Source organism: Agrobacterium sp. K11 (assembly GCF_059429395.1).
Window position 1 is genome coordinate 801,530 of the sequence record NZ_JCAHRB010000003.1, and the last position, 26,747, is coordinate 828,276.

At 58.6% G+C, this 26,747-nt stretch carries 24 protein-coding genes; 10 read left to right on the plus strand and 14 right to left on the minus strand.

Translation table 11 applies throughout. The features are described 5' to 3' along the window. Positions 1-52: 52 nt before the first annotated feature. Both AC5SEO_RS09130 and AC5SEO_RS09135 read left to right on the plus strand, forming a co-directional pair. Complete coding sequence (locus AC5SEO_RS09130; protein ID WP_013635267.1) at positions 53-1,093, plus strand: AraC family transcriptional regulator; 1,041 nt, start codon at positions 53-55, stop codon at positions 1,091-1,093. Positions 1,094-1,476: 383 nt separating this feature from the next. Beyond that, positions 1,477-1,722, plus strand: coding sequence for a helix-turn-helix domain-containing protein (locus tag AC5SEO_RS09135; protein WP_003514469.1), 246 nt, complete (start codon positions 1,477-1,479; stop codon positions 1,720-1,722). A 223-nt stretch (positions 1,723-1,945) separates the two neighbouring features. Here AC5SEO_RS09135 and AC5SEO_RS09140 read toward each other — a convergent pair whose 3' ends face one another. The 8 genes from AC5SEO_RS09140 to AC5SEO_RS09175 form a co-directional block, all read right to left on the minus strand. Further along, positions 1,946-2,935, minus strand: coding sequence for an Ldh family oxidoreductase (locus AC5SEO_RS09140; protein WP_174067942.1), 990 nt, complete (start codon positions 2,933-2,935; stop codon positions 1,946-1,948). A gap of 186 nt (positions 2,936-3,121) precedes the next feature. Beyond that, entirely contained in the window at positions 3,122-4,048 is a 927-nt protein-coding gene (locus AC5SEO_RS09145) for a TonB family protein (protein WP_003514462.1), read from the minus strand. Further along, on the minus strand, positions 4,045-4,530 hold the full coding sequence (gene exbD, locus AC5SEO_RS09150) for a TonB system transport protein ExbD (RefSeq protein ID WP_112675240.1): 486 nt from the start codon (positions 4,528-4,530) through the stop codon (positions 4,045-4,047). Before exbD ends, AC5SEO_RS09145 begins: the two co-directional genes overlap by 4 nt. Positions 4,531-4,536: 6 nt before the next feature. Continuing rightward, positions 4,537-5,694: a tonB-system energizer ExbB gene (gene exbB, locus AC5SEO_RS09155; protein ID WP_174067941.1), complete on the minus strand. Its 1,158-nt coding sequence runs from the start codon at positions 5,692-5,694 to the stop codon at positions 4,537-4,539. A gap of 193 nt (positions 5,695-5,887) precedes the next feature. After that, the gene (gene hutC, locus AC5SEO_RS09160) at positions 5,888-6,625 is read right to left on the minus strand and encodes a histidine utilization transcriptional repressor HutC (protein WP_003514455.1); all 738 of its coding nucleotides are present in this window, start codon (positions 6,623-6,625) and stop codon (positions 5,888-5,890) included. A 35-nt stretch (positions 6,626-6,660) separates the two neighbouring features. Continuing rightward, the gene (locus AC5SEO_RS09165; protein ID WP_013635262.1) at positions 6,661-7,446 is read right to left on the minus strand and encodes an ABC transporter ATP-binding protein; all 786 of its coding nucleotides are present in this window, start codon (positions 7,444-7,446) and stop codon (positions 6,661-6,663) included. Then, complete coding sequence (locus AC5SEO_RS09170; protein WP_003514452.1) at positions 7,446-8,219, minus strand: ABC transporter permease; 774 nt, start codon at positions 8,217-8,219, stop codon at positions 7,446-7,448. The genes AC5SEO_RS09165 and AC5SEO_RS09170 overlap by 1 nt, the downstream gene beginning before the upstream one ends. 141 nt (positions 8,220-8,360) lie before the next feature. Then, positions 8,361-9,302 carry an ABC transporter substrate-binding protein gene (locus tag AC5SEO_RS09175; RefSeq protein WP_003514451.1) on the minus strand — a complete coding sequence of 314 codons (942 nt, stop codon included), beginning with the start codon at positions 9,300-9,302 and terminating at the stop codon, positions 8,361-8,363. Positions 9,303-9,507: 205 nt separating this feature from the next. On the opposite strand from AC5SEO_RS09175, the gene AC5SEO_RS09180 reads away from it, so the two are divergent. Beyond that, complete coding sequence (locus tag AC5SEO_RS09180) at positions 9,508-10,218, plus strand: YoaK family protein (protein ID WP_174060645.1); 711 nt, start codon at positions 9,508-9,510, stop codon at positions 10,216-10,218. 12 nt (positions 10,219-10,230) lie between these two features. On the opposite strand, the gene AC5SEO_RS09185 is transcribed toward AC5SEO_RS09180, so the two are convergent. After that, positions 10,231-10,749, minus strand: a complete 519-nt coding sequence (locus AC5SEO_RS09185) for a hypothetical protein (RefSeq protein ID WP_003514447.1) — start codon at positions 10,747-10,749, stop codon at positions 10,231-10,233. Between the two features lie 77 nt (positions 10,750-10,826). Here AC5SEO_RS09185 and AC5SEO_RS09190 point away from each other — a divergent pair, with 77 nt between their 5' ends. Further along, positions 10,827-11,465 carry a trimeric intracellular cation channel family protein gene (locus AC5SEO_RS09190; protein ID WP_003514444.1) on the plus strand — a complete coding sequence of 213 codons (639 nt, stop codon included), beginning with the start codon at positions 10,827-10,829 and terminating at the stop codon, positions 11,463-11,465. A gap of 72 nt (positions 11,466-11,537) precedes the next feature. Here AC5SEO_RS09190 and irrA read toward each other — a convergent pair whose 3' ends face one another. Together irrA and AC5SEO_RS09200 are read right to left on the minus strand one after the other, a co-directional pair. Next, positions 11,538-11,957 carry an iron response transcriptional regulator IrrA gene (irrA, locus tag AC5SEO_RS09195; protein ID WP_003507276.1) on the minus strand — a complete coding sequence of 140 codons (420 nt, stop codon included), beginning with the start codon at positions 11,955-11,957 and terminating at the stop codon, positions 11,538-11,540. Then, on the minus strand, positions 11,947-12,078 hold the full coding sequence (locus tag AC5SEO_RS09200; protein WP_003514443.1) for a hypothetical protein: 132 nt from the start codon (positions 12,076-12,078) through the stop codon (positions 11,947-11,949). The genes irrA and AC5SEO_RS09200 overlap by 11 nt, the downstream gene beginning before the upstream one ends. A gap of 195 nt (positions 12,079-12,273) precedes the next feature. On the opposite strand from AC5SEO_RS09200, the gene fabA reads away from it, so the two are divergent. The 5 genes from fabA (at position 12,274) to AC5SEO_RS09225 (ending at position 16,276) form a co-directional block, all read left to right on the plus strand. Beyond that, positions 12,274-12,789: a 3-hydroxyacyl-[acyl-carrier-protein] dehydratase FabA gene (gene fabA / locus AC5SEO_RS09205; RefSeq protein WP_003514441.1), complete on the plus strand. Its 516-nt coding sequence runs from the start codon at positions 12,274-12,276 to the stop codon at positions 12,787-12,789. A gap of 75 nt (positions 12,790-12,864) precedes the next feature. After that, positions 12,865-14,088, plus strand: a complete 1,224-nt coding sequence (gene fabB, locus AC5SEO_RS09210; RefSeq protein WP_003514438.1) for a beta-ketoacyl-ACP synthase I — start codon at positions 12,865-12,867, stop codon at positions 14,086-14,088. Positions 14,089-14,093: 5 nt separating this feature from the next. Beyond that, on the plus strand, positions 14,094-14,900 hold the full coding sequence (gene fabI, locus AC5SEO_RS09215) for an enoyl-ACP reductase FabI (RefSeq protein WP_003514436.1): 807 nt from the start codon (positions 14,094-14,096) through the stop codon (positions 14,898-14,900). Between the two features lie 189 nt (positions 14,901-15,089). Beyond that, a complete protein-coding gene (locus tag AC5SEO_RS09220) occupies positions 15,090-15,686 on the plus strand; it encodes a TadE/TadG family type IV pilus assembly protein (RefSeq protein ID WP_003514434.1) in 597 nt (198 codons plus the stop codon). Further along, positions 15,683-16,276 (plus strand): TadE/TadG family type IV pilus assembly protein, encoded by a 594-nt coding sequence (locus tag AC5SEO_RS09225; RefSeq protein WP_174067940.1) that lies wholly within the window; start codon positions 15,683-15,685, stop codon positions 16,274-16,276. The genes AC5SEO_RS09220 and AC5SEO_RS09225 overlap by 4 nt, the downstream gene beginning before the upstream one ends. 19 nt (positions 16,277-16,295) lie before the next feature. On the opposite strand, the gene AC5SEO_RS09230 is transcribed toward AC5SEO_RS09225, so the two are convergent. From AC5SEO_RS09230 to AC5SEO_RS09240, 3 genes are all read right to left on the minus strand, one after another. Then, a complete protein-coding gene (locus tag AC5SEO_RS09230; RefSeq protein WP_013635257.1) occupies positions 16,296-18,062 on the minus strand; it encodes a sulfite reductase subunit alpha in 1,767 nt (588 codons plus the stop codon). After that, the gene (locus AC5SEO_RS09235; protein ID WP_174067939.1) at positions 18,059-23,563 is read right to left on the minus strand and encodes a glutamate synthase-related protein; all 5,505 of its coding nucleotides are present in this window, start codon (positions 23,561-23,563) and stop codon (positions 18,059-18,061) included. The genes AC5SEO_RS09230 and AC5SEO_RS09235 overlap by 4 nt, the downstream gene beginning before the upstream one ends. Before the next feature lie 407 nt (positions 23,564-23,970). Beyond that, positions 23,971-25,299: an MFS transporter gene (locus AC5SEO_RS09240; protein WP_003514422.1), complete on the minus strand. Its 1,329-nt coding sequence runs from the start codon at positions 25,297-25,299 to the stop codon at positions 23,971-23,973. Positions 25,300-25,605: 306 nt separating this feature from the next. Between AC5SEO_RS09240 and cyoA the strand changes: the two genes are divergently transcribed. Then, on the plus strand, positions 25,606-26,679 hold the full coding sequence (cyoA, locus tag AC5SEO_RS09245) for a ubiquinol oxidase subunit II (RefSeq protein WP_003514421.1): 1,074 nt from the start codon (positions 25,606-25,608) through the stop codon (positions 26,677-26,679). Positions 26,680-26,747: the final 68 nt, after the last annotated feature.

Below are 26,747 nucleotides of genomic sequence, written 5' to 3' on the forward strand. Positions count from 1 at the left end.
CAACGCTTACCATCAGGCGACAATTTCCAAACATGGTACGCCAAGGAGAGGGATGCCTGAAAAGAGGGTCAGCGACGAGATAACAGTGGTGGCCGGTCTGGCCGCCGGCGTCGCCAATTATGCACGGTCGCGGGGCATCGATATCGCCCCCATCTGCAAGGCTCTCGATATCGATCCCGCCACTTTCGGCAGCGTGACGGAGCGCATCAGCCTCGACCGATTTTGCCGCCTGCTCGAGACATGTGCGTTGATTTCCGGCGACGACGCCTTTGGTTTGCAATGCGCGTCCACCTTTCCCGCCGGCGCATCCGGCGCGTTCGGATATGGCCTGATGAGCGCGCCGACAGTGCGGGCTTTCCTGCGTTTTCTTCAGGATCACGTTTATTACGCGACCAATAACAGCAATTTCACCATGGTCACGGATGCCGCGCACGTAACCCTGTCGTGGTCCTTTGCGCCTGTCATCGCCAAACGCGATCAATATGTGGATTTGTCGCTGACAGCTCTGATCCAGCGCCTTCGCGATATTCTGGGGGAGCGCGTGAACCTGATCGAGATCGGTCTGGAACGGCCGAAACCGGTTAATATTCAGCTATTTAAAGAAAGAATGACCAAGCGCGTCAGCTTTTCGCAACCCATCCACACCATGCGTCTTCCCACATCGCTTCTGGACGTGGTCAACCCAAATGCAGATGAGCGGCTGTTCGAGCTGATGAACTTGCAATGCCGGATGCTGCGGCCGGAGACATCGGCAGACGCCACGCATTTCATCGATCAGGTGAAGCGTTACATGCAGGTGCGGCTGTCGGATGCCGAGCTTTCGCTGAGCGAGATAGCCCCCTATTTCAACCTGTCGGAACGCAGTTTTCAAAGACGGCTTGCCGAGCTTGGGACTAATCTCAACGAGATAAAGGACGCCATTCGCAAGAATGCCGGCTTCAAGCTCCTCGTGGAAAGCGATCTTCCGGTTTCCGATATCAGCTACAGGCTCGGCTATTCTACGCCGGGTGCGTTTTCGCGTTCCGTTTCCCGCTGGTTCGGGGCAACGCCCACGGATATTCGCAAGAAACACGCGCATCATTCCGCCGTATAGGACGCATTCCCAGCATCAATATTCCATATATCCAAAATAAAATTGGGAAATATGTCGGCGTTCACTGGATTATGTATCGAAACATAACAATAAAAACGCAAAACTTGGCGTGAGATGTTATTCTCTTGAGATGGCAGACCGCCTAATAGAACGCCGCAATATGCCTTCGGGCATGACGGAAAATATTCCAAAGCTTTGAATTTTACATCGTTCTGGACAAGAACCGATTTCAGGTTTTTGGGAAGGACGATGCAGTCATTCTTTCATCGCCGAGGATATGCCCATGCCGGGACCGGCTGGCTGCGAGATCAGCCGCTTATTGCCTGGTTCCTGAGGCCACATCCGGCTTTGGGAAGGTCAATCTCTTTTGAGGCTGAAAGACTATGTCGTCAAAAACGCAGCATGAACGTCACCAGGCGCGTGAAATCGTCCTTTCGGATCGTGAGCGGCAATATCTGGGGCTCGTTGCGCGGGGCCGACATCCTTCCCACATTGCCTTGATAACGGGAGCGGACGAAGCGGATGTTAAAGATACTCTGGAACGGGTCCGCCTAAGGCTAGGTGCGGCCAATCTGCTGAATGCCGTCAGCATCGCCCTGCTGCGTGGACTGATCGAACAGGATATTTAGAGCTTCCCTCTCGCTCGAAAAGCTTACGCGAAATCGTCCCCTTCCCGTAAGCCAAAACCGGATGTGTTGCTTTCTGCGCCAAAAACCCACCATTTCGATGGCGGGACGGCGGACCAAAAGGCGGGTCGGAAATGATTTCCGACCTATCGGCGCAACTGCAAGGCAGCCATACACGGTTTACCCGGCGGACTTTCCGGTCCGCCGGGTTTTCATTTTCAGTTCCTCACAGCGACTGAATCTCGGCAAGAATATCGCTTTCGACGATGATACCGCTTTCCAGCGCCTGCCTTCGAATGCCCTGGCTTCGCCGACCGGGCAAACGCACGTTTTCCTGCTTTTCTATCTCTGCGGCGATAAGCGCCAGTCGCTCGGTAAAGGCCGCACCGCCCGACGATACGGGGTGTATGGCGATGATCGTGTGGCCGAGAGAGGGTGGCGCACCCTTGTCGTCCAGAAGGGAAGAGGCCTCGAAGGCGAAGCTTCCACCGGTGAGCGCGGCGGCCATGATCTCCACCATAAGCGCCAGGGCAGCCCCCTTGGCCTCGCCCGCAGGCACCATCGTTCCGGCTAGGGCTTCTTCGGGATCGGTCGTGGGCCGGCCATTCATATCAAGCGCCCAGTCGCCCGGAATGGTTTCGCCCTTCTGGCGGGCCGCCATGATCTTTCCGCGCGCAACCTTGGAAAGCGCCAGATCGATCACCAGCGGATCTGCCTCGCCAACAGGGCTGGCGAACGCAATCGGATTGGTGCCATAGAGCGGTTTGGTGCCACCCCAAGGCGCCATGGATGCAGGCGCATTGGCGAACATCAGCGCCACGAGGCCCATTTCCGCGAAACGCTCGACTGTAAGTGCCATGACGCCTGCATGATGGGAGCGATGGATCGCGGCGAGTGCGATTCCCTGCTGCCGGGCCATGTCCGGCAACTCGTCTACGGCGCAGTCGATCGCGGGATAGGCGTAACCGTTGTTAGCGTCGATTGAAAGCACACCCGGTTTGACACGATTTGCCACCGGCCGCGCATTGCCATCGACCTTGCCAACCCGCGCCTGACGGACATAAACGGGGATACGCCGAAAACCGTGGCCGCCCTGGCCTGCAGCCTCGGATGCCACGAGCGCCTTCGCCACGGAGCGGGCGTTTTGCGGCAGAACGCCGTTACGCTCAAAGATAGAGGATACAAGATCCTCCGCCTCTGCGATTGAGAATTTCATTCCGGAATGCCTCTGCGTGTTAAGTCGACAAGACCTACACCATCGAAAACATTCGCGAAATGCAATTCAGGCCCAAATGGATATCTTATCGAGAATAACGGTCGGGCACGCATTCGCCCTTCGGGAGGGCGTCATGCCAGGCAAGAGCTTATTCCAGCAGAACCGCGACGTGGCCTTGGAATCGATCTAGCGGATGCTGATCGGCAAGGTGATTGTCTTGTTTGCGTCCGGTGGCGGCGCGGGCACGGGTGACGCGCTCTGGATCCAGGCCGCAATCTGCTGGTCGATGGAGGAATCACCAGTGGATTGCACCACACTGACACCGCTGATGGCGCCTGTATCGTTAACCCGGAACCGCACGGTCGCTGTCATCGCATCGCTGCGAAGCGAGCGGGGCTTACGCCGCTGGATATGCGAGCGAACCTTCGATCCCCATTTTGCCGGCGAGGCGGAGGATGAAGAGAAGAAACCGGCATTGTTGCGCGATGCCGCCGTCCGGTCGGATTGCTGTGTCTCGGCCTTGGCCGTTTCGCGCAGTTCCGATGCCTGTTGCGGTTTGGGACGCTGGCGCTCGACCTTCTTCTTGTCGTCCGGTTCTTTCTTCTCCACCTTCTTTTCGACCGGCGGCGGCGGTGGCCGGATGACGGGCAAGGGAACCTCGACATTTTCGAGTTCCGCCATCATCTGTTCCTGCACGGGATCGATCGGCTCCACCGGTTCAGGGATTTCCTGCGGTTCGACGATCTCCTCGACCGGAGGCTCCGGCGGCTGCACGGGTTCCGGCGGCGGCGTTTCCACAACCGGCTCTGGCGGCGGCGGCTCCTCCGGGGTGACTTCCTCTACCGGCTGGCTGTTGTCGCTCTTTACCTCTTCGGCATCTTCAACGTCCTGCGCAGGCGTCGTTTCCTCGGTGTTCACGGCTTCCGGTATGGCTGCCATTTCGATCATGATCGCGGCAGGCGGCGGCCCGCCGGCATCCAGTTCTTCTGGTTCCTGCATCAGGTAATAGGCAAAACCCGCATGAACGCCCAGCATGAGCAGTGCTGCGGCGGACCACAACGCCGCTTCCCCGAGGCGGGAATGTCGGGACTGCGGGTAGCCGTTTTCAGTCATGGCGCGGTTCCTGGCACTGCAGGCGCGGTGGGCGGAACGGCACCGGCTGGCTGCGTTGTCGCAGCGGCATTTTCCAGCCCTACCAGAGCGATTTTCAGATATCCGGCATCGCGAAGCAGGTTCATGATTTCCATGAAGTGGCCATAGTCGACGGCTTTGTCGGCGCGCAGGAAAATTCGCGTATCTTTCTTGCCGCCCGTCTGCCGGTCGATCGCCGCTGCCAGGGCTTCGCGGGCAACCGCATCATTGCCGAGATTGAGCGACAGATCATCCTTGACGGTCAGATAAAGCGGCTCTTCCGGGCGCTCCGCCGGCTTGGCGGTGGATGCGGGCAGATCGACATTCACATCCACGGTCGCCAGCGGTGCGGCCACCATGAAGATGATGAGCAGAACCAGCATCACGTCGATGAAAGGCGTGACGTTGATTTCGTGGTTTTCGGAGAGATCGTCTCCGCTATTTTCGCGAATACCTCCAGCCATGACCGATCACCGCCCAACCAACGACACAGCGGGTTTGCTGCTGCCCGGCGGAATGCGGCGGAAATCGAGGTCGCGGCTGACGAGGCGTTCCACGCCGGCTGCGGCATCCGCCAGCAAATGCCGGTATCCCGTGATCGAGCGGGCGAAGACGTTGTAGATCACCACCGCTGGAATAGCAGCAACAAGGCCGATTGCCGTGGCAAGCAGCGCCTCGGCAATGCCGGGTGCCACGACGGCAAGATTGGTGGTCTGCGATTCCGAGATGCTGATGAAGGAATTCATGATGCCCCAGACGGTACCGAACAGACCGACAAAGGGAGCGGTGGAGCCGATGGTCGCCAAGGCGCCCGTTCCGCGCGACATGCGGCGACCGGCGTGGGTTTCAATGCGTGACAGGGCCGAGGATACACGCTCCTTGATGCCGCCGCCGTCGGTGTGTTCGACCACCGCGTCGGAAAGCTGCATTTCGTGAGTTGCCATGCGCAACATCAGCGCTGCCGGCCCGCCCTTCTTTTCGACGGCCTCAGTCGCCTCGTTCAGGGTTTTCGCCCGGCGGATGACCTTGAGCGTCGCACCGGCGCGCACCCGTGCACCGGCAAGTTCGATAGACTTCGCCACCCAGACCGTCCAGGTGACGAGCGATGCAAAAGCGAGACCGATCATCACGCCCTTCACGACCCAGTCTGCCGCCATGAACATGCCCCAGGGAGACAGGTTGTGCGGAATGTCCGCACGATGTCCGGCACTTGCGGGTTCGGCGACTACCGGTTCAACCGGGGTGGAGACCTCGTTCGGCGCTGCCGTACCGTTCGTCGGAGCGGGTTGCTCCGTCTGTGTCGGCTGCGGTGAAACACCTTCGGCTGCCGGCGTGGGATTACTTGCGGCGGGCGCAGGCTGGGCCGGCGCGGGCTGTGTGGGCGCGGCAACGGAAGGCGGCACAGGCTGGACTGCCGGAGCGCTCGGCGTCTCAGGCGACTGCGCGGGCTGCATCGTTTCCGTTGCCGGTGCAGGTGCTGGTTGGATCGGGGTCTCGGATGCCGACTGAGCAAAAACCGCTCCGGCACTCAAGCCGGCCAGCAAAGTGACCGTCATGGCAAGTGAGATATGCCGTGTTTTGTTTGCCCTGGTGAAGCACGCGGAAGAAGTTGAGGTCTCAGCTGACATAATTTTTATCCCGGATTTCCGTCGATGAACTCATCCGCAGATTGACCGGTTCATTAAAACCGGGGCCATGAACGGATGCCGTCGTGAAAGCTTGACGTTCCGATAATAAACCTGAGTTCTTTTGACAACTATTATATTGCCAAAAGACGACCCGTAAACTCTTCTTTACAAAAAATTGACCGACCTGCGGTCTTCAGGTGTTTTGCGAAGGCGAAAACTGCGCCACCAGCGCGTGTCGGTCGCCGGGATAGGTGACCCGAACACTGGTGACATAATCCGCTCCGTGCCAGGTGCGGCGGTGGATGACCAGACACGCCGCACCGGAAGCAATGCCGAGCGCGGTCGCATTTTTGCGATCAGCGGAAACTGCGCTGATGCGATGTTCCGCGGCACTCCAGGGAACCATTTTCAGCAGCCAAGTGCCCGGCCCGATCTGTGAAAAATCCGCTGCCTCCGCCTCCGGAACGGCGGTGACATTGATGATGCGTTCTTCAAGGCAAAAGGGAACGCCGCCGGCAAAATGCGTGCAGGTGAGTTCCAGAACCGGGGCATCCGCGGCAAGCGCCATGGCCGCGCCGTCTTCTTCCCCCGCAGGGCGCAGTCGCCGTCTGTCGAGACGGTAACCGTAAACGAGGCCGAGGGCCTGCACCTCCCGCTCGATATCGTGGATTTCCAGAACGGCCGATTGCGCATGGGGCTGGCGAACGAAGGTGCCGAGACGCCGGCGGCGCTCGATAAGGCCGCGCTGCACCAGTTCGCCGAGCGCCTTGTTCACCGTCATGCGCGAGCAGGCATATTGCCGGGTCATCTCGTGTTCGTAGGGAATACGGTACCCCGGCGGCCACTCGCCCGACATGATGTGGCGCTCGACATCGTTGCGGATGCGCTCGTGCAGTGATTTTTCCTGAAGATCGGCGCCTGTACTCCTCATACCGATGCTTCCTTCCTCCCGATTCTATGGATCAACTATCCATGGGCAGCGGCGGCAATCGCCTCGCTGCGAATTTCCTCCGTCAACTTGGCGCGTAGCTGCGAAAACTCCGGGCTGGCCTTGACGGTGTAGTGACGCGGATGCGGCAGGTCGACCGGCATGATCGACTTGATGCGCCCCGGCCGCGCTGACATCGTCACAACCCGCGACGCCATGAACACCGCCTCCTCGATGTCATGCGTCACAAAAATGACGGTCTTCTGCTCGCGCTCCCATATGCCGAGCAGCAATTCCTGCATCAGCCCGCGCGTCTGGTTGTCGAGTGCGCCGAAAGGCTCGTCGAGCAGCAGGATTTTCGGGCCGTTTGCCAGAGCGCGAGCGATGGCTGTTCTCTGCTGCATGCCGCCGGACAGCTGTTTCGGCCAATGGTTCTCGAAGCCGCGCAGGCCAACCTTGTCGATATAGCTATCGACGATCTCCCATTTTTCCTTCTCGGCCACACCACGCTCGCGCAGACCGAAGGCGACATTTTCCCGGATCGTCAGCCACGGAAACAGCGTGTAGGACTGGAACACCATGCCGCGATCCGCCCCCGGCCCTGTCACTGCCCGGCCGGACAAAAGGACTTCACCCGTCGTTGGACGGTCAAGACCGGCGATGATGCGCAGCAAGGTCGACTTTCCGCATCCGGACGGGCCGAGAATGGTGACGAAATCGTTGCGGGAGATTTCCAGATCCGTGGGCTGCAAGGCCAGCGTTGGCTGGCCGCCCTGAACGCCGGGGAAAGTGCGGCTGACGCCCTTGATAACGAGTTCGCTCATCAGGCAAGCCTCCAGGCGAAAAGCTTCCGGTTCAGCGATTTGAACGCGAAGTCAGAAATAAGTCCGATGACACCGATGACGATGATGCCGAAGATGATTTGCCCGGTCGCCATCAGCGCCTGGCTGTTGATGATCATATAGCCGATGCCCGACGACGCGCCGATCAACTCGGCAACAATGACATAGGTCCAGGCCCAGCCGAGGACGAGACGGAGAATTTCCGCAATATCGGGCGCATTGGCGGGAATGAGAACGCGGCGGACCACGCCCCGGTCTTTTGCGCCAAGTGTATAGGCAGCCTCCACCAGATCGCGTCTTGTGCCGGCAACCGCCACGGCAACCATAAGAATGATCTGGAAAACTGCGCCGATGAAGATCACCAGCAGCTTCTGCATCTCGCCGATGCCGGCCCAGAGAATAAGCAGCGGCACGAAGGCAGAAGCCGGAAGATAGCGTGCGAAGGAGACGAAGGGCTCAAGCAGCGCCTCGACCGGCTTGTAAGCGCCCATGGCGATGCCGACCGGTACAGCAACGAGCGAGGCCAGCACGAAGCCGCCGACAACACGCCAGATCGTCATGCCGATATCGCTGGCAAATCCCTGATCGGTCAGCAGATAGATGCCGTCCTTCAGCATGGTGATCGGGTCAGCCAGAAAGGTCGGCGATACGAAACCGCCGAGCGTGGCAAAGCCCCAGGCGGAGAAAAAAAGCACGAAGAACAGAATGCCGAGAAAAATCCGCGTGCTATTCTTTATGGGTTGAAGAGGTTGCATTCTGTCGCCTGTCCGGAAAACGGGCGCGGCACTCTATCGCCGCACCATCTAAGCGCCGTGCGTCGTCCATGACGCACAGGCGCTGTAAGGCTTCTCACTGGCTGCAATAATCCCCGAAGGAAAAGCAGCAGTTTGCTTCTGTTACTTGATGAAGGACGTGTCGGCGAGTGTCGAAAGATCGGGTTTCGATTTTATCACGCCGATTTCCAGAAGCAGATCAGCCGATTTTTCGGAGAATGTCTTGAATTCACCGTCGAAGAACTTCTGGTTGGCGGCCTTGTCCTGCCATTCCAGGAATTTCGCCGAAGCTGCGAATGCCTCGCCGGTCTGTTTTACGTCCGCTCCCATGGTCTCATAGGATTTTGCAGGGTCCGTCTTGATGAGCTCGAGCGCCTGGAAATAGCTGTCCGCAAGGGCTTTTGCCGCCTGCGGATTGGCCTTCAAGAAATCCGGCGTGCAGCCGAACGTGTCCATGACGGCGGGATAATCCAGCGTCGTCGCAAGGATTTTCCCCTTGTCCGGTGCGGCGCGCACTGTGGACAGATAAGGCTCATAGGTCATGGCGGCTTCATTCTGGCCGGCGACGAATGCCTGCGCGGCCGGTCCCGGCTCAAGGTTGACGACCTTCACGTCCTTCAGGGTCAGGCCGTTTTCCTTCAGTATCCAGGCAAGGAAGAAATAGGGGGATGTGCCCGGTGCAGAAGCGGCAACCGTCTTGCCTTTCAGGTCCGACACCTTTGCAACATCACTGCGCACCGCAATGCCGTCGGCTCCGTGCGACTTGTCCATCTGGAAAATCTGGGTGGACTTCACGCCGTTGGCATTCCACGCGATCCATGTTTCGACCGTGGTGGCGGCGCACTGGATGTCACCGGAAGCAAGCGCCAGATGCCGGCTTGCCTGCGGAATCTTCTTGATATCGACCTTGAGGCCATTCTTTTCGAAAATGCCGGCCTGCTTGGCAAGCGTCAGTGGCGCAAAGCCGGTCCAGCCGGACATGCCTATTGTAACCGATGTTTCGGCATAGGCGGAAGCAGATGAAACAAGCGTCGCGATTGCGGCGATAACCCATGTCTTTTTCATGATCGGAACCCCTTTTGATTTATTTTTGTGCGATATTTTTTTCGCTTTATTTGAGGCATGCTAGGCAGGGATTTTACATTTGTCTAGACAAAATAGAGGCGCTCAAACGCTTCCAGAAAGATTGCAAACAAGCCGCCCGGCATTCTAGACATAGGATAGCACAGCCCGGCGCATCGGCCCGCTGTTTTCCATATCGAGCTTTTCCATGACCAGACAGAGACGCCGTAACATCATCAGGGCAAGGCGCACCGGCACCGGCATTGCGCTCGTCGCCGCCATTTCATTCATCGCCGGAATGACAGATGCGGTGGGTCTTCATCTTTCCGGCGATTTCGTTTCCTTCATGACCGGCAACACCACCCGCGCGGCCATTTCGGTGGAAGCTGGCGTTTATTCCCATGCGGCGAAACTACTCTTCGCGATCATCGCTTTCGTGGCGGGCAATGCTGGCGGTATCGTGGTCGCGCATAAATTCGACCGGAGCATCTTTGCCGTTCTCGTGGCCGTCGGGTCGCTGGTGGCGATTGCCGCATTGCTGCGCGGCGATGCTTCCGCCCTGGCGCAGTTTTATCTTGTCGTTTTCGCCATGGGGATGGTCAACGCTGCCGTCGAGCATATTGAGGGGCTGCCTATTGGCCTCACCTACGTGACCGGCGCCCTTTCCCGTTTTGGCCGTGGCATCGGTCGCTATCTTCTGGGGGAGCGAAGCCTCGATTGGGGCATCCAGATCGTGCCCTGGCTCGGTATGATAAGCGGCGCAATCTGCGGGGCGGTGTTGGGCGCCATGCTACAGTACGATGCCCTGTGGGTGGTTGCGGCAACCGTTTTTGCGGTCGCCATCGCCACACTCGTCATTCCGCGTTCGCTTCGCCACCGCTATAACCAAAGGGTCCGGATCAGGCGCATCGCGCCCTGACGGACTGCGTCGTCACTTGCGTGAGATGGTGACGAATTTTGTGCCGCGCACCCGCACCGTCATCAGGCAGGCTTCCTTGTCGGTTCGATCGCAATAACGCGGGTGCATCTTCAGTACGAAGACCATGTTGCCGAAACGTTTGATGAAATCGTAGCCGTAAATCCGGGCCGTCGCGATCATCAGATATCCGCCCTCTTTGACTTGGACGTAAAAATTGTAAGGGCAACCTTCGTCATCGCAGCTGCGGCCTTTTTCGCCATCGCAATCCAGCACGCCGTGATTGACGACGGCATCCGTCAGGCCATCATTGTTGATATCCAGTCTGGTGATGAAATCATCGCCGAAGCCAGCCGTCTTGCACTCCTTGCGGAAATGATCCTTTTCATAGATCTCGGGATCGTTCACCAGCTGCTGCTGTGCCGCCAGCGCGACCGGAAACATCAAGAGGACCAGCGCCTGAAGAGCGGCAACGATAGCGATTCGCACGGCATTTTCCTTTGCATCCGTTTCGTTTATGGATGTTGCGATCATCCGGGCGGCCAGCCTAGAGTTCCGTGCTTGCGCGACACTGACGCAAACGCATCCAAATTTCCGGGGGGACCTTTTCCATGACACTGCTGGGTTTTCTCGATTATGCCGGCGTTGCCGTGTTTGCCGCAACCGGCGCATTGGCCGCCTCACGCAAGCAGCTCGACCTGATCGGCTTCCTGTTTTTCGCCGCCGCGACCGGGATCGGCGGCGGCACGGTGCGCGATCTCGTGCTGGGCAGGGCGCCCGTGTTCTGGGTGTTGAACCCGACCTATATTCTGGTCTGCGTATCGGTTGCGGTTCTGCTTTTCTTCACCGCCTACCTGTTCGAATCCCGGTATCGGGTGCTCATCTGGCTCGATGCCGTCGGCCTCTCAGCCTATTGCGTCATGGGAGCCGCCAAGGGTCTGGCTGCAAGCGGCTCCGCAACCGTGGCGATCGTGACAGGCGTTTTGACAGCGACGTTCGGCGGCGTATTGCGCGATGTTCTCGCGGGAGAACCCTCCGTGCTGCTGCGCCCGGAAATCTACATCACCTGCGCGCTTTTGGGGGCATCCATCTTCACCGGCGCTTATTTCCTCGGCGCGCCGCTTTATGTCGCGTCGGGCATCGGCGTCTTGACGGCTTTCGGTGTCCGGTCCGGAGCGTTGATCTTCGGATGGACCTTTCCGCCCTACAAGGGCAAGCCCGGCAGACGGCCCGAAGATATATTGAAGTGAGGCGGCGAAGGTTGCCTGAAACAAAAATGGCGCCCACAGGCGCCATGTTTTCTTGTTTATCAAGCCGAAGCTTCAACCGCGCTTGCGACGCAGGCGAATGACCACGTCCACATGGGCGATTTCCATGCCTTCGGGCGCCTCTGGCAGATTGTCGATCTGGAGATTGTTCACGGGGATGTCGAGAACCTCGTTCTCTCCTTCCACGAAGAAGTGATGGTGGTCGGACACGTTGGTGTCGAAATAGGTGCGCGCACCCTCGACAGCCAGAACGCGGATCAGGCCGGCTTCGGTAAACTGATGCAGCGTGTTGTATACCGTCGCGAGAGAAACGGGCACGCCGGCGGTCACCGCCTCGTCATGCAGCTCCTCGACCGTCAGGTGGCGATCACCCTTTGCGAAAAGAAGATCGCCCAAAGCAACGCGCTGGCGCGTGGGCCGCAGCCCCGAGCGCCGCAGCCTCGTCCCGATATCCAATGTGGCGTCAAATGCCATGCAATCCCATTCCAAACACAGGGGTGAAACCCATCAATTGCAATAGCATATATCTTTTGCGGTGAATGCTTTCAATAGTTTCAGCGTCGCCGAGTGTCGCAAATGGCTGCAAACCGGCCATTCTTGCAAATTTCCTCTGGTTCCTGCCGGATGGTTCCTGTATGCGGACGGCATATTGAGGTAATGACTTCTCTAAAGAAGGTTCGAAGACAAAGAATGGGGGCATAATGGCCTCTGCCCTTGCAGCGCTTCATTTTGAACCTAACTTGCTCTAGTGAAGTCGATAAACACCAGTGATTGAGGAAGTGAAAGCGGTATGGCAACGAGGCAATCAAGTTACAATTACGAGGAGATCCTTTCCTGCGGACGCGGCGAATTGTTCGGTCCGGGAAATGCCCAGCTTCCGTTGCCTCCCATGCTCATGGTTCACCGCATCACCGAAATTTCCGAAACCGGCGGCGCGTTCGACAAGGGTTTCATCCGCGCTGAATACGATGTCAGCCCAGACGACTGGTATTTCCCCTGCCATTTCCAGGGCAACCCGATCATGCCGGGTTGCCTCGGCCTTGACGGCATGTGGCAGCTGACCGGCTTCTTCCTCGGCTGGCTGGGCGAAGAAGGCCGCGGCATGGCGCTCTCCACCGGCGAAGTCAAGTTCAAGGGCATGGTTCGCCCGGAGACGAAGCTCCTCCAGTACGGCATAGATTTCAAGCGCGTGATGCGCGGACGTCTCGTTCTGGGTACCGCAGACGGATGGCTGAAGGCAGACGGCGAAACCATTTATCAAGCGACAGACCTTCGTGTGGGGCTGTCGAAGGAAAAGACCGCCTGAAGCGGACGGAATAGTCCTGGCAAACGCCGGGCGGCTTCGGTCGTCCAGCCGAAATCTTAAGAAAAGGTCCATTTCATGAGACGAGTTGTTGTCACCGGCCTCGGCATTGTTTCTTCCATCGGTGGTGATGCCGCCGAAGTCACCGCATCCCTGCGCGACGCCAAATCCGGCATTTCATTTTCACCGGATTTTGCTGAACACGGTTTCAAGTGCCAGGTATGGGGCAAGCCGTCTCTCGATCCGACCGAGCTGGTCGACCGTCGCGCCATGCGCTTCCTTTCGCAGGGCGGCGCATGGAACCACGTTGCCATGAAGCAGGCGATTGCCGATTCCGGTCTCGAGGAAAGCGACATCAGCGGCAACGAGCGCACCGGCATCATCATGGGTTCGGGCGGCCCTTCCACCCGCACCATCGTCGAAGCCGCCGATATCACGCTGAAGAACAACAGCCCGAAGCGTATTGGCCCGTTTGCCGTGCCGAAGGCCATGTCCTCCACCGCATCGGCTACACTTGCGACCTGGTTCAAGATCCACGGCGTCAACTATTCGATCTCTTCGGCCTGCTCCACATCGGCGCATTGCATCGGCAACGCCGCCGAGATGATCCAGTGGGGCAAGCAGGACGTGATGTTTGCTGGCGGCCATGAAGACCTCGATTGGTCCATGTCCAACCTCTTCGACGCCATGGGCGCGATGTCGTCCAAATATAACGAGACGCCAAACCTCGCTTCCCGCGCCTATGACGTCAACCGCGACGGTTTCGTGATCGCCGGCGGTGCTGGCGTACTGGTTCTTGAAGAGCTGGAACATGCGAAGGCGCGCGGCGCGAAGATTTACGCCGAGATCGTCGGTTATGGCGCAACCTCGGATGGTTACGACATGGTGGCTCCTTCCGGCGAGGGCGCGATCCGCTGCATGCGTCAAGCCCTTTCCACCGTCAAGGGCGATATCGACTACATCAACACCCACGGCACCTCGACGCCGGTTGGCGACAGCAAGGAAATCGGCGCGATCCGGGAAGTCTTCGGCGACAAGATCCCGCATATCCAGTCGACCAAGTCCCTCACCGGCCACTCGCTGGGCGCAGCAGGCGTTCAGGAATCGATCTACGGCCTGTTGATGATGCAGGAACGCTTCATCGGCGAGAGCGCGCATATTTCCGAACTCGATCCGGAATTTGCGGGCGTCCCGATTGTTCGCAGCCGCATCGACAATGCCAAGATCGACACGATCCTTTCCAATTCCTTCGGCTTCGGCGGCACCAACGCCACGCTGGTCTTTCAGCGTCATAACGGATAATTGCCATGAACGGCATCATGCAGGGTAAACGCGGCCTCATCATGGGCGTCGCAAACAATCACTCTATCGCCTGGGGTATCTCCAAGGCTCTTGCGGCGCAGGGCGCAGAGCTCGCCTTCACCTATCAGGGTGAGGCGCTCGGCAAGCGGGTAAAGCCGCTCGCCGCCGAGCTCGGATCCGACTTTATCGTGCCTTGCGATGTCGAGGATATCGCCTCGGTTGACGCGCTTTTTGCGGCAATCCGCGAAAAATGGGGTACGCTGGATTTCGTCGTGCACGCGATTGGCTTTTCCGACAAGAACGAGCTGAAGGGTCTTTACGCGGATACGACCCGCGAGAATTTCAGCCGCACTATGGTCATCTCCTGTTTCTCGTTCACGGAAATCGCCAAGCGTGCCGCCGAACTGATGACGAATGGCGGATCCATGCTGACGCTGACCTATAACGGTTCGCAGCGGGTCATCCCCAACTACAACGTCATGGGCGTTGCCAAGGCAGCTCTCGAAGCGTCCGTGCGTTATCTCGCTGCCGACTATGGCCCGCGCGATATTCGCGTCAACGCCATCTCGGCCGGACCGGTCCGCACACTGGCGGGCGCCGGCATTTCCGATGCGCGCGCAATCTATGCGTGGAACCAGAAAAACGCACCGCTGCGGCGAACAGCGGATATCGACGATATCGGCGGATCGGCTCTTTATCTGCTCTCCAACATGTCGCGCGGCGTTACCGGCGAGTGCCACTACGTGGATTGCGGCTACAATATCACCTCCACACCCACCCTTGAGGTTCTCTCAAAAGCGGATGCGGAATAAGCTATCGTTTTTCCAGTAAGTAAAAGCCCGGCGATATGCCGGGCTTTTTGCGTTTATAGCCTGTGCCATTTTTGCGAACTGATAAAGTATAACTCGTCGGGGTAACTGAATTTAAACACCGGCTGGTTATGGTCCGCAACAAATTCAACGGTTGCGCTTGCCGCATATTCTAAAGATCGACACCGACATATGCGACTGGCCAAATTGAAGCCATTGCTGGAAAAATTCGGGCTCTCGCGTGACGGGACAGCAGCCATCGAATTCGCGATCCTGGCGCTTCCCTATTTCCTCGTCGTCTTCGCGATCATCGAAACTTTCATCGCCTTGATGGCGGAGCAAGTGGTCGTCAATGCTACCGACACGATGGCGAGGCGTCTGCGCACCGGGCAGATCAGCAGTTCGATTTCCAAAGAGGATTTTCGCAAGAGTTTCTGCAACGAAGTTTCGGTGATTATCACCTGCTCGGCTGATGAGATCAAAAAAGAACAGAAGCTTTATATCGACCTTCGCTCCTTCACCGCCTTCAAGGATATTCCAACTACGATACCCTTGAAAGCTAACGGCGAATATTACGATCTCGACACGGCGCAATTCGGCTTCAAGCCGGGTGGACCTGACACGATCAATATGCTGCGCGTCTATTATCGCTGGCGTGTAGTCGCAGATATCATCCGACCATATCTTACCAAAATACGCCCAGCCGACGGGTCAATGCCGTCGCATTTCCTCATTGTCGCGACCGACGCTTTCATGAATGAGAAGTACACCACGAGCGGGGGCTCATGATGGCAGGGCTTGTTTCCACCATCACGAACGGCCGACTTCGTTTTATCGCGCTCGTTGCACGCTTCGCAAGGGATCGCCGTGGCGTGGGTGCGGTAGAATTTGCGATCGTCTTCCCGATATTGCTTGCGCTTTATCTGACGTCCTTCGAACTCACCATCGGCTATAACACCTACAAGCGGGCAAGCAGCGCCTCCGCAACGATCAACGACCTGATCTCCAAAACAAATTCCGTCGACAAGGCTTATCTGACAAGCATGCAGGACGTAACGGCTGCCGTCTTTGCGCCTTACAGCACCAAGGGTCTGCAGCTGAAGATCAGCGGCATCAAGATCGACAAGCAGAAACAGGCGACTATCGCCTGGTCCTGGAACGAGAAAAACGCGAGGCCCTATGTGGTGGGATCGCGAGTCTCCGTTCCCACACGTTTGCTTGTAGCGGACAGTTTCCTCATCCACGTCGAGCTTTCCGTGCCGCATGAGTTGTTGATGTTCATGCCAGATATTTCTTCGTCCGGCGTAAGATCGATCACGATCGCACGCGATTATTTCTTCAAACAGCGCGACGCTGAGATAACCTGCTCCAATTGCTGATTCGCCTCAGCGCTTTGCTCTAATAAACATCGCGCAGATAACGTTTTTCGCGCTTCAGCCGGTTTACATAGTCGCTTGCCGCTTCCGCAGAGATGCCCGCCTCGTCAATAACGATCTGGTGCAGGGCATCGTCAACATCCTTCGCCATGCGGGTCGCGTCGCCGCAAACATAGAAATGGCCGCCCTCTTCGAGCCATTGATAGAGTGCCTTGCCGTTTTGGCGCATACGGGTCTGAACATAGATCTTTTCGGCCTGATCCCTCGAGAAAGCGAGATCGAGACGGGTCAGCACGCCATCGCGACTCATCTTTCCAAGTTCGTCTTCGTAGACGAAATCCGACTGCCGGTGCTGATCGCCGAAAAACAGCCAGTTCCGGCCCTTTGCGCCCCGCGCCTGCCGTTCCTGCAAAAAAGCCCGGAATGGCGCAATACCCGTGCCGGGTCCCACCATGATAACAGGTGCGTCATTGTCCTGAGGCACGCGAAACGCCTTGTTCGGAGAGACGAAAATCCCGGCACTCTGCCCCGCTTCTACCCGGTCCGCGAGATAGGTGGAGCACACGCCGCCACGCTCGCGACCTTCGGCGCGATAACGCACGCTGGCGACTGTCAGATGCACGCTGTTGTGCGCGGCCAGAGGGCTGGAAGAGATCGAATAGGCGCGGTGCTGTAACGGCTTCAGGAACGTCACGAATTCAGCAAGGTCGAATACGGGTTTTTCACCGAGACTAAGCAGGTCGAGAATATCCTTGCTCCAGAGAAAGGCGGCAAGCTGTTCCCTGTCTCCATTCGCAAGGATGTGGCTGAGTTCATCGTGACCTGCGCGCTTGCCGATCTCCGCGACCAACTCACGCGACGGTGTCGATATCTCGAACATATTGAGAAGCGCATCGCCGACCGGACGGTCGAGTCCGGCGACTTCACCATCCGCGCTCACTCCGAAGCGTTCGAGCAGCGCGCCCACCAGTTTCGGGTCGTTTAGGGGAACGACGCCCAGAGCATCCCCCGCCTCATAGTCGAGACCACTTTCGCCGAGATCAAATTCGTAGTGGCGAATTTCCTTGGACGAAGCAGGCCCGGAAAGAAGGCGATTGACGCTCACCTGCGCAGCATAGGGGTTCTTGCGGCTCCAGCCCTGTTTTGCCCGCGCGGGCGCCTCGGCGATCGCCGGCACAACCGCCGCCTTATTGCCACCATCGATGGCGAGCGCGAGTGGCAGGGTCTCGCCAATCCAGTTGGCGGCGACATCTTCGAAATCGATATCGCAATCGATACGCGTCTTCATCCGTTTGCCGCCAAGCTGCTCGAAGCGGGTATCGATGAGCTTGCCCGCCTGGCAGAAGCCATCGTAACCGGTGTCGCCAAGCGCAAGCACGGCAAAGTTCATCTCATCCAGCCGGGGTGCGGCCTCCTTGGAAAGGGCCTCCCAGAAAAGCTGGGCATTGTCAGGCATTTCACCTTCGCCGTAGGTGGAGGTGACGACAATGACGCGCTTCATGGCGCCCAGACTATCCATGGAAACATCATCCAAGGCCGTCACCACAGGCTGCATGCCCTGGGCACGGGCGGCGTCGGCTATATCCATCGCCAGCGCCTCGGCATTGCCGGTCTGGGTGCCGAAGAGAATGTTCAGCACGCTGGCCGCCGCCTTGGGAGCGGCAGCGGCAACCGATGTGTCCATACCCATTGCTGCGCGGGAATGAAGCCCGGCCAGGAAGCCGGATAGCCAGGCGCGCTGGTCGCCATTGAAAGGGGCATCTTGAGGAATGTAAGGTATCTTCATCATGCTGCCCTGTTCTGGCTGGATGCGGTGGCAAGGTCGGGAATGGCACGCGCCGCGAAAAGCTCCTCAAAGCCCGGCAGACGACCGATCTTCTCGATGTTTTTGCGGTCCTGCTGAATGATCCAGCCATAGGTGCCGGGACTATCCACCGACCAGATGTTGCGGCGCGCGAGCGCCTGCTTGTAATCGTCGAGCCGCTTGGCGGCGATCATCACCGCAAGCTGCTCGTCATCATGATCGGAAAGCGCCTCGCGCGCATATTTCAGCAGCCGCTGCATCAGCGCATAGTCCTCCGTGAGGACGAGATTGCGCACGGCTTTTTCGATGGCGGGATCGGAAGGACCGGATGCCATCGGCAACCGTTGGAGAGCAATGGCCTGCGCCATGCTCAAAACCGTGTAGTTGTTGATGAGCGCATACATGTCTTCCGTATCCGTCTCACCATAACCAGGCACGGTTCCGTTCAACACGGCCTTGCGGTCGCGATAGGCCAGCTTGAACTTCCGCACCTGATGGGCGGCAAGCGCGGACGCCAGTTCCTCCAGCAGCTCCTTGCGGGGCTTGGCTTTCAGAATTTCGTCGCTGTCCTGATAAAGCAGCAGGGCGCGCGGCATGCCGTAGACGAAATTGTGCTGTTCGCTTTCCCAGTTTTCCAGAATCCATGCGGCCTTGGCCGACCCTGTTTCGTCGACATGCCAGGTCAAAAGCTGGTGAACGGCCTGATTGTGGATAGATGCCTGTTCGTCCTCGCCGGTGATGGAGCCGAGCAGGATGGAATCATGGCTCACCTTCTTCGGCAGATCGCCGTAAGGGTCATATTGATAGACGAAGCCGCCGCTCATGCCGTTGCCGAAACCCTTGCCGAAACTGCCGAGGTTAAGCACAGCGCCATTGGTCATATATTCGCAGGCGAAGTCGCCCACACCTTCGACAACGGCTGTCGCACCCGAATTGCGCACCGCGAAACGGTCGCCCGCCTGCCCTTCCACGAAAGTGCGACCGCCGGTGGCGCCGAACAATGCAAAATTGCCGACCAGCACATTGCCATCAGCATCTTGCGAACCGCCACCGGGGGAGCGCACTACAATGGTGCCGCCGCAGGCGCTTTTGCCGACGCCATCATTGCAGGTACCGGTATGGACCATGACCATGCCGTCATTGCAGAAAGCGCCGAAGGACTGCCCTGCTGAACCTGATGTGTCGATGCGCACCGAACCCGCCTCCAGAAAACGGCGACCACGGCTATCCCGCTTCACAGCCGGAAGCGCATCCGCCTCTTCGTCGGAAAGTTCGTGGTTCAGCATGCGCTCGATATCGACGGCGAGCTGGCCGCCAACACTCTTGTTGCAATTGTTGAGGAAGCGGTTGCCGCCAAGCTCGATATTTTCCCGTTTGCTGTCGATCAGAGCCGAGCGCACGAGTTCAATGAAGGCATCGTCCAGCGCGAAGTCCTTTTCCATATAGACCGGGCTGTCGATCTTCACTTCCTCCACCACCGAAAGCATCGCCCGCAGGTCAAGCTGGCCGACGCTCGCCGGATGATCGAGGAGGTGAAGAAGATCGGAGCGGCCCCGAGCTTCGCGCAGCGAGCGCAGCCCGAGTGCGGCCAAGATCTCGCGGGTTTCATGGGCGATGTTCATGAGATATTGCGCCAGCGCGCGTGGATCGCCGTTGAAGGCTTCCTGATTGGTGGTGAGGCCGGCGGGGCACTTGATGTTGCAGTTCTTCGCCATGACGCATTTCAGCATCATCAGCGCCGTGGTGCCGAACTCGAAGCTGTCGCCGCCGAGAAGGGCCGATTTCACCACGTCGCTCGCCGTCTGGTGTGCGCCGGAGCAGCGTAGCAGCACCTTGGCACGAAGGCCCGTGGCGCAAAGCGCCTGATGCACCTCGGCGATGCCGATTTCCGCCGCGCGGCCGGTATATTTGAGGCTGGTGACAGCGGCCGCACCCGTGCCACCGGTATTGCCGGCGACATTGATGACATCCGCACCCGCTTTCGCAACACCGACTGCAATCGTGCCGATGCCTTCCGACGAAACGAGCTTGACGATGACGCGCACGCGCGCCGCCTTGGCGTCGTGGATAAGCTGGGCCAGATCCTCGATCGAATAGGTATCATGGTGCGGCGGCGGCGAAACCAGCTCGACGCCTGGGGTGCCACCACGGGCCGCGGCTATTTCCACCGTTACCTTTGGAGACGGCAATTGCCCGCCCTCGCCGGGCTTTGCACCCTGGCCGATCTTGATCTCTATTTCCTCCAGCATCGGGTCGGCAAGATAACCCGCCCAGACACCAAAACGGCCAGAGGCGAACTGCTTGATGCGCGAGGCGCGGATGGTGCCGTAACGGGAAATATGCTCGCCGCCCTCCCCAGAATTCGACATGCCGCCAACCATATTGGTGCCATGCGCCACCGCCTCATGGGCGGCTGCGACCAGCGCGCCATGGCTCATCGCACCCGAAGCGAGGGTCTTGGTGATCTCACTCGCCTTTTGCACAGCGTCGAGCGCAATGCTGTCAGGTGCGGTGCGGATCAGCGACAGATAGGTGAATGCTTCACCCTTCGCCTGAACCAGAAGCGCGCCGCCCTCCAGCCAATGGCCGGCAATATCCTCACCGAAACGATCGAGCAGCGACTGTCCGAGTGCGGCAAGCCGGGAAAGCTCATGACCGTGCGGGCCGGTCAATTGCAGCCGGAACGCGCCTTCCCCGCCACTTTCGCAGAGCAATCCGCGCACCATGAAGCTGTTGTTGCCACGTCTGGAAAAGCGCCCCATGTCGCGGCGGAATTCTTCGGCCGAACCGGCAAAGGTCACATCAGCCGGCAATTCCAGAACATCACGCAGGGCTGCCGGACGGCGGGCCCTTTCTTCGGCCATCATGCGTGCGAAGGCGCGGTAACCCGGCGTTACCTCGAAAGCGTCGATTGCTTCGGGCGTCAGCCGGTCGAAGCTGTTGTGATAATAGGCCGCATCGTTGAGGCCGAAAGCATCCTCCAGCCGGTTGAGCGGCAGGAGACGTAGCGCCTCTTCGTTGTCGGTTCCCTTGTCGAAACCGATCTTTTCCTCCGTCATATCGACGAAACCGCGAACCGCCGTCGTGCCATAGGAATGGCCAGCACCTTCGGCGCGCTCCTTGAAGAGACCGAGCAGCGGAATGTCGTTTTCACCCTTTACCGACAGCGCCTTGCGATGCCAGTCCACTACCGCCTGCGCGATGACAGCGAAGGTAACGCCACCGACCGGGGTCTTAACATTGGGGAAATAACGCTTCAGCACAGGATCGTTGGTGTCGAGGAAGTTCGGTTCGAAGAACTCGCCGCCAATATAGCTTTCCGCCGTGCACAGCCCGACCTTGCCCATGGTCTTCATCAGCGACTTTTCAGCCGCCTTGGCAAAACGCTTGAAGGCCTTGTCAGCATCGGCACCAAATTTCTCCTCGGCACGGAACTGCACGCCGAGTGGGTAGACAGCCGAAGCCCCGAAACCAAGACCCGCTGCGATGTGATGCGAGGAGGAAAATTGCCCACTTTCAACGATCAGGGACACGCGTAGCCGCAGACCCTCCTCGATCAGCCGCTGGTTGATGGCGGAGAGGACCATGATCATAGGCAAGGCCGCACGACCTGCCGAAACGTGCCGGTCAGTGACGACGGCAATACCGCCCTCCCCGGCCGCGAAAGCCACAACCTCACCGCAGAGGCCATCTATCGCCTGACGCAAGGCCGCTTCGTTGGCACTCGCAGCATCAAAGATCGGCGTATAAAGCATCTCGAAACGACGAACTGGCGTCTCCGACTGCTCGCGAATGCGCAGCATGTCGAGATGGGTCAGGATCGGGGAGCGCACGACAATCTGGCGGGCCGCTTTCGCACCGCTATTCGGCTTTGCGCCGAGCGCCACGCGCAGCGTCATGCCATCGGCCTCACGAATGCTGTCGAGCGGGGGGTTGGTGACCTGCGCAAAGCGTTGCGAGAAATATTTGGCAACCCCGCCTTCCTGATCGGAGAGCGCGTTGATGGCATTGCCATAACCCATGGCCGAGATTTTTTCAGCACCCGACGCCAGCATCGGATCCATCAGGAACTTGAAGCTTTCCTGATTGTGCGAATAGGCGACATAACGCTGATGCCGTTCCAGATCGCCATTGTATCGAAGCGGCGATCCCTGCTTTTCGGCGGGCACCTCCGGCAAATCCGCAAGCATGACGCGCGCTTCAGACAATAGCGACGGGTAGTCCCGCCGCGCCGCCAGAAGCTCCAGCGCCTCGACGGTGGAAAAGGCGCGCCGTTCGGCGTGGTCGTAGTAAAGCATGCCGCCGGCCTCGATGCGACCGCGACGAATGACGCTTTCGGCCGGAAAGGCGATCTGCCCCGCCTCCGACATGACGCAGAGATAATCGTCTGTCTCGATGGTCCGCAGCGGGCGCAGGCCGAGGCGATCAAGCCGTGCGCCGACGATGGTGCCGTCGCCGAAAATCAGCGCAGCCGGGCCGTCATTCTTCTCCTCGTAGAGCGAGAAATATTCCAGCATCGCCTTGACGCCGGGAGAGAGCGTGTCGTCGTTTTCCCAGGCAGGCGGCATCATCGAGACGACGGCGGTGACGAGGTCGAGACCGTCTTCCATCACCCGCGTCTGCAATGTCTGGTCCAGACGGCAGCTATCAGACTGGCCCTTCGGCCGGATGATGCTGGCATTTTTCGCCAACGCCACGGCCGCTTCCGATAGCCGGTTCTTCTTGTCGGTGTTGAGTTCGCCATTATGCGCCATTAGCCTGAAGGGCTGCGCCATGGAGGGGTGCGGATCTGTATTGGTGGAAAACCGCGTGTGGAAATACATCGTATGCACTTCATGGCGCGGATCGGTCAGGTCGCAGAAATAGGGCATGACCTCATGCGAGTTCAAACGCCCTTTCAGAACCTGCGTGCGTGCGCTGAGCGACAGCGGATAAAAACCGGCAAGTTCCGGCGCGGTATAGGCAAGCGCCTCGATAGCGAGCAGCGCCTTGTGAATACGCCAGTCGAACTCGGCAAGGGTTGCGCATTCCGCTGGCGCCGAAAAGAGCCATTGCCGGATCGGCAATTGATAGGAAATGGCGGCCGCGCGGATGGCCGCGTCATTCACCGGTACATTGCGGACGAGCAGGATCGAGAAGCCCTGTTCCTCCAGAGCACTGCCGATGATGCCGATCGCCTGGTCATGAAAAGCAGGGTTCTGCGGCAGGAAAAAATTGCCGACGCCGAACCGGCCGGCTTGCAAGGAATCGTTGTCAGTCAGCTTCCGGAAAAATGAGAGTGAAAGATCGAGCGACACGCCAGCACCATCACCCACGCCCTCCGCCGACATGCCGCCGCGATGCGGCACGGCACAGAGCGCCTCGTGACCGCGCTTCAGCACATCATGCGTCTGCACGCCGTCCTTGCGGGTGATGAAACCGACGCCACAGCTGCTTTTCTCAAAAGCCGCATCGTAAAGGCCGAATTTTTGCTCCGTCACGCTCAAGGTTCTCTCCTCTCGTTGCGCATTCCGCGCGGCATCGCCCTTTTCCCGAAACCCGGCGCGTCAGCCGGCACTCTGCGGGCGGAGCCGCAGACGACCTGGCTGCTCCTCTTCTTTTCTGCTTATCGGCGTTTAATGGCGCGAACGGTCGTTTTGCGGCCGCCAAACGGCGTGGCGGCATTGGCCGCTTTCTCGCAAATAATGATCGTCATCGTTCGCATTGCGTTCCCTGATGGCCGGCATTTCCGGCAGTGAGACACATTGAATTACGTCAGTATTGCTTACATAATATTTCATGATGGACCGAGTCAAGATTAAAATCGGTCCCACGCAATAAAAAAACAAAAACGCCGCGAAATCCGACAGGATTCCGCGGCGCGATGGCTGCAGAGATGTTTATATTGCCCTGCTCACTCCGAGGGCATGTCCAGCGTTCGGCTGAACCACAGTGCGACCAGTGTACAGACTGCACCCGACATCAGGTAAATGCCGACCGCAAACAGTCCGAATTTGGACGAAAATCCGAGCGCCACGAGCGGTGCAAAACCAGCGCCGATCAGCCAGGAAATATCCGAGGTGAGCGAAGCGCCGGTATAACGGTATTCGCGGCTGAAGCGGGAGGCGAGCGCACCGCCCGCCTGGCCGAAGGACAGGCCAAGCAATGCAAAGCCGACCAAGACGAAAAGATAACGCCCTATATCGCCCGAACTCAGCAGGAGCGGTGCCACGAGGCTGAAAAGACCGATCAGCACTGCGGCGAAAGCCAGCAGCTTCCGCCGGCCGATTTTGTCGGCGAGAATACCAGACACGACGATCATGCCGCCGGCGATGATGGCGCTGACGAATTGCACGAACAGAAAGTCCGAAACCCGCTGGGTGGTATTGAGGGAAACCCAGCTCAGCGGGAAGACCGTGACAAGATGGAAGAGCGCGAAGCTTGCCAGCGGCACGAAAGCGCCCGTCAGCACGACCGGAAACTGCGAGCGCAGCATCTTGAACACGGGGCGCGGCTCCAGCTCATGCTGTGCCAGCATGGACTGGAATTCCGGCGTGACAATCATGCGCAGGCGGGCAAAGAGCGCGAGAACATTGAGCGCCAGTGCAACGAAGAACGGGAAACGCCAGCCCCAGGCCAGGAATTCCGCGCTGGAGAGCTGCGTCACGAACACGATGAAGAATGCGCTGGCAAGACCAAAGCCCATCGCCGCACCAATTTGCGGCATCATGGCGTACCAGCCGCGCTGCTTCGGCGGTGCGTTCATGGCGAGGAGCGAGACAAGACCATCCCAGGCACCGCCAAGACCAAGTCCCTGACCGATACGGAATACCGCCAGAAGACAGGGGGCAAGCATGCCGGCTTCCGCATAGGACGGAAGAAAGCTGATCGCCATGGTGGAACCGCAAAGCGTGAACAGGGCCGCCATCAGCTTGACGGCACGGCCGAACTTTCGGTCGATCTGGAGGAAGATCAATGAACCGATCGGCCTTGCGATGAAGGCCAGCGAGAAGACCGCGAAGGAATAAAGCGTCGCCGTCAGCGGATCGACGAAGGAAAAGAAGACATGCGGAAAAACGAGCGCGGAGGCGATGGCGTAGATGAAAAAGTCGAAAAACTCCGTCATTCTCGCAAGAATGACAGCAATTGTAATGCGATCCGGATCGACCTTGACCGGATCGGTCCCATGTCCCTTCGCTTCCGGCGCCTGCCCAAAAGATGGAGCAGCATCAGTATAACTCATAATATCCCTCCTGCGTCATGGACGAACCATTTCCTGTAACGCGCCGGCTCCTCTTCCTTAGCGTTACGATGCGACGGATTGTCACACGCACCCTACGTAACGTCAATTGAAGTTTGATAAGAAAGGCTTGCCCCGCAAGCTCCCTATGCGATAATGCAGCCGCTCCGCCTTCAAACGCGGCTCCGCTAAGCCTATGGTGCATCGCGAAGGTTTCGCTGCACCGCGACAATATACCTCATTTCAAAAATGATGTTCGGCAATTAATCGCGGCATAATCCAAACTGTACGAGTTCAAAGAACGTGCGCATGATCAAGAAAATCACATCTGCCCTTCTGGCAATCCCCGCACTGCTGCTGCTTAGCGGCTGTAACCTCGTGGTGATGAACCCTTCGGGCGACGTCGCCATCCAGCAGCGCGACCTCATCATCACGTCCACGGTTCTGATGCTGCTCATCATCGTCCCGGTTATCGCCCTGACGCTGTTCTTCGCATGGAAGTATCGCGAATCGGCGAAGGCCGAGGATTACGATCCCGAATGGCATCACTCGACGCGCCTTGAAATGGTGATCTGGTCCGCCCCGGTCGCCATCATCCTGATGCTAGGCACGGTGACCTGGATTTCCACCCACCGTCTCGACCCCTACCGCCCGCTGGAGCGTATCGACGAAAACCGTCAGGTTACCGCCGAAACCAAGCCGCTTACGGTGGAAGTGGTGGCCATGGACTGGAAGTGGCTGTTCTTCTACCCCGAGCTCGGCATTGGCAGCGTCAATGAATTCGCAGCTCCGGTCGATGTTCCGATCAACTTCAAGATCACCGGCACGACCGCGATGAATTCGTTCTTCGTTCCCGCACTCGCCGGCCAGATCTACGCCATGGGTGGCATGCAGACCAAGCTGCACGCGGTCATCAACAAGGAAGGCGTTTATGACGGCTTCTCGGCCAACTTCTCCGGCCCTGGCTTCTCGCATATGCGCTTCAAGTTCCATGGTCTCAGCCAGCAAGGCTTCGATCAGTGGGTTGCGAAGATCAAGGATGGCGGCAAAGGCTTCGGCCGCCAGGAATATCTCGACTTTGCCAAGCCTTCGGAACGTGAGCCGGTGCAATATTTCGCCTCCGTCGATCCGCAGCTTTACGATGCCATCCTCAACCGCTGTGTCGAGCCCAACAAGCTCTGCATGCGTGACATGATGCATATCGACGCCAAGGGCGGCGGCGGCAAGGAAGGCATCGATATCGCCAAGGCGCTGAACTCCGTCGTCTGTACACCGCTTTCACCTTACGGTGTCGCCAGCGGACCCCAATCCACTCCGGCTGCGATCGAAGGACAGACTTTCGAACCCGCGGCGCTGCCGGAAACGAAACAAGTCGCTGGCTGACGGATAAGTCCCGGCATTATGCGGCGCGGCCAATGGCTGCGCCGATCTTATGTCTTAGAATCGCAAGA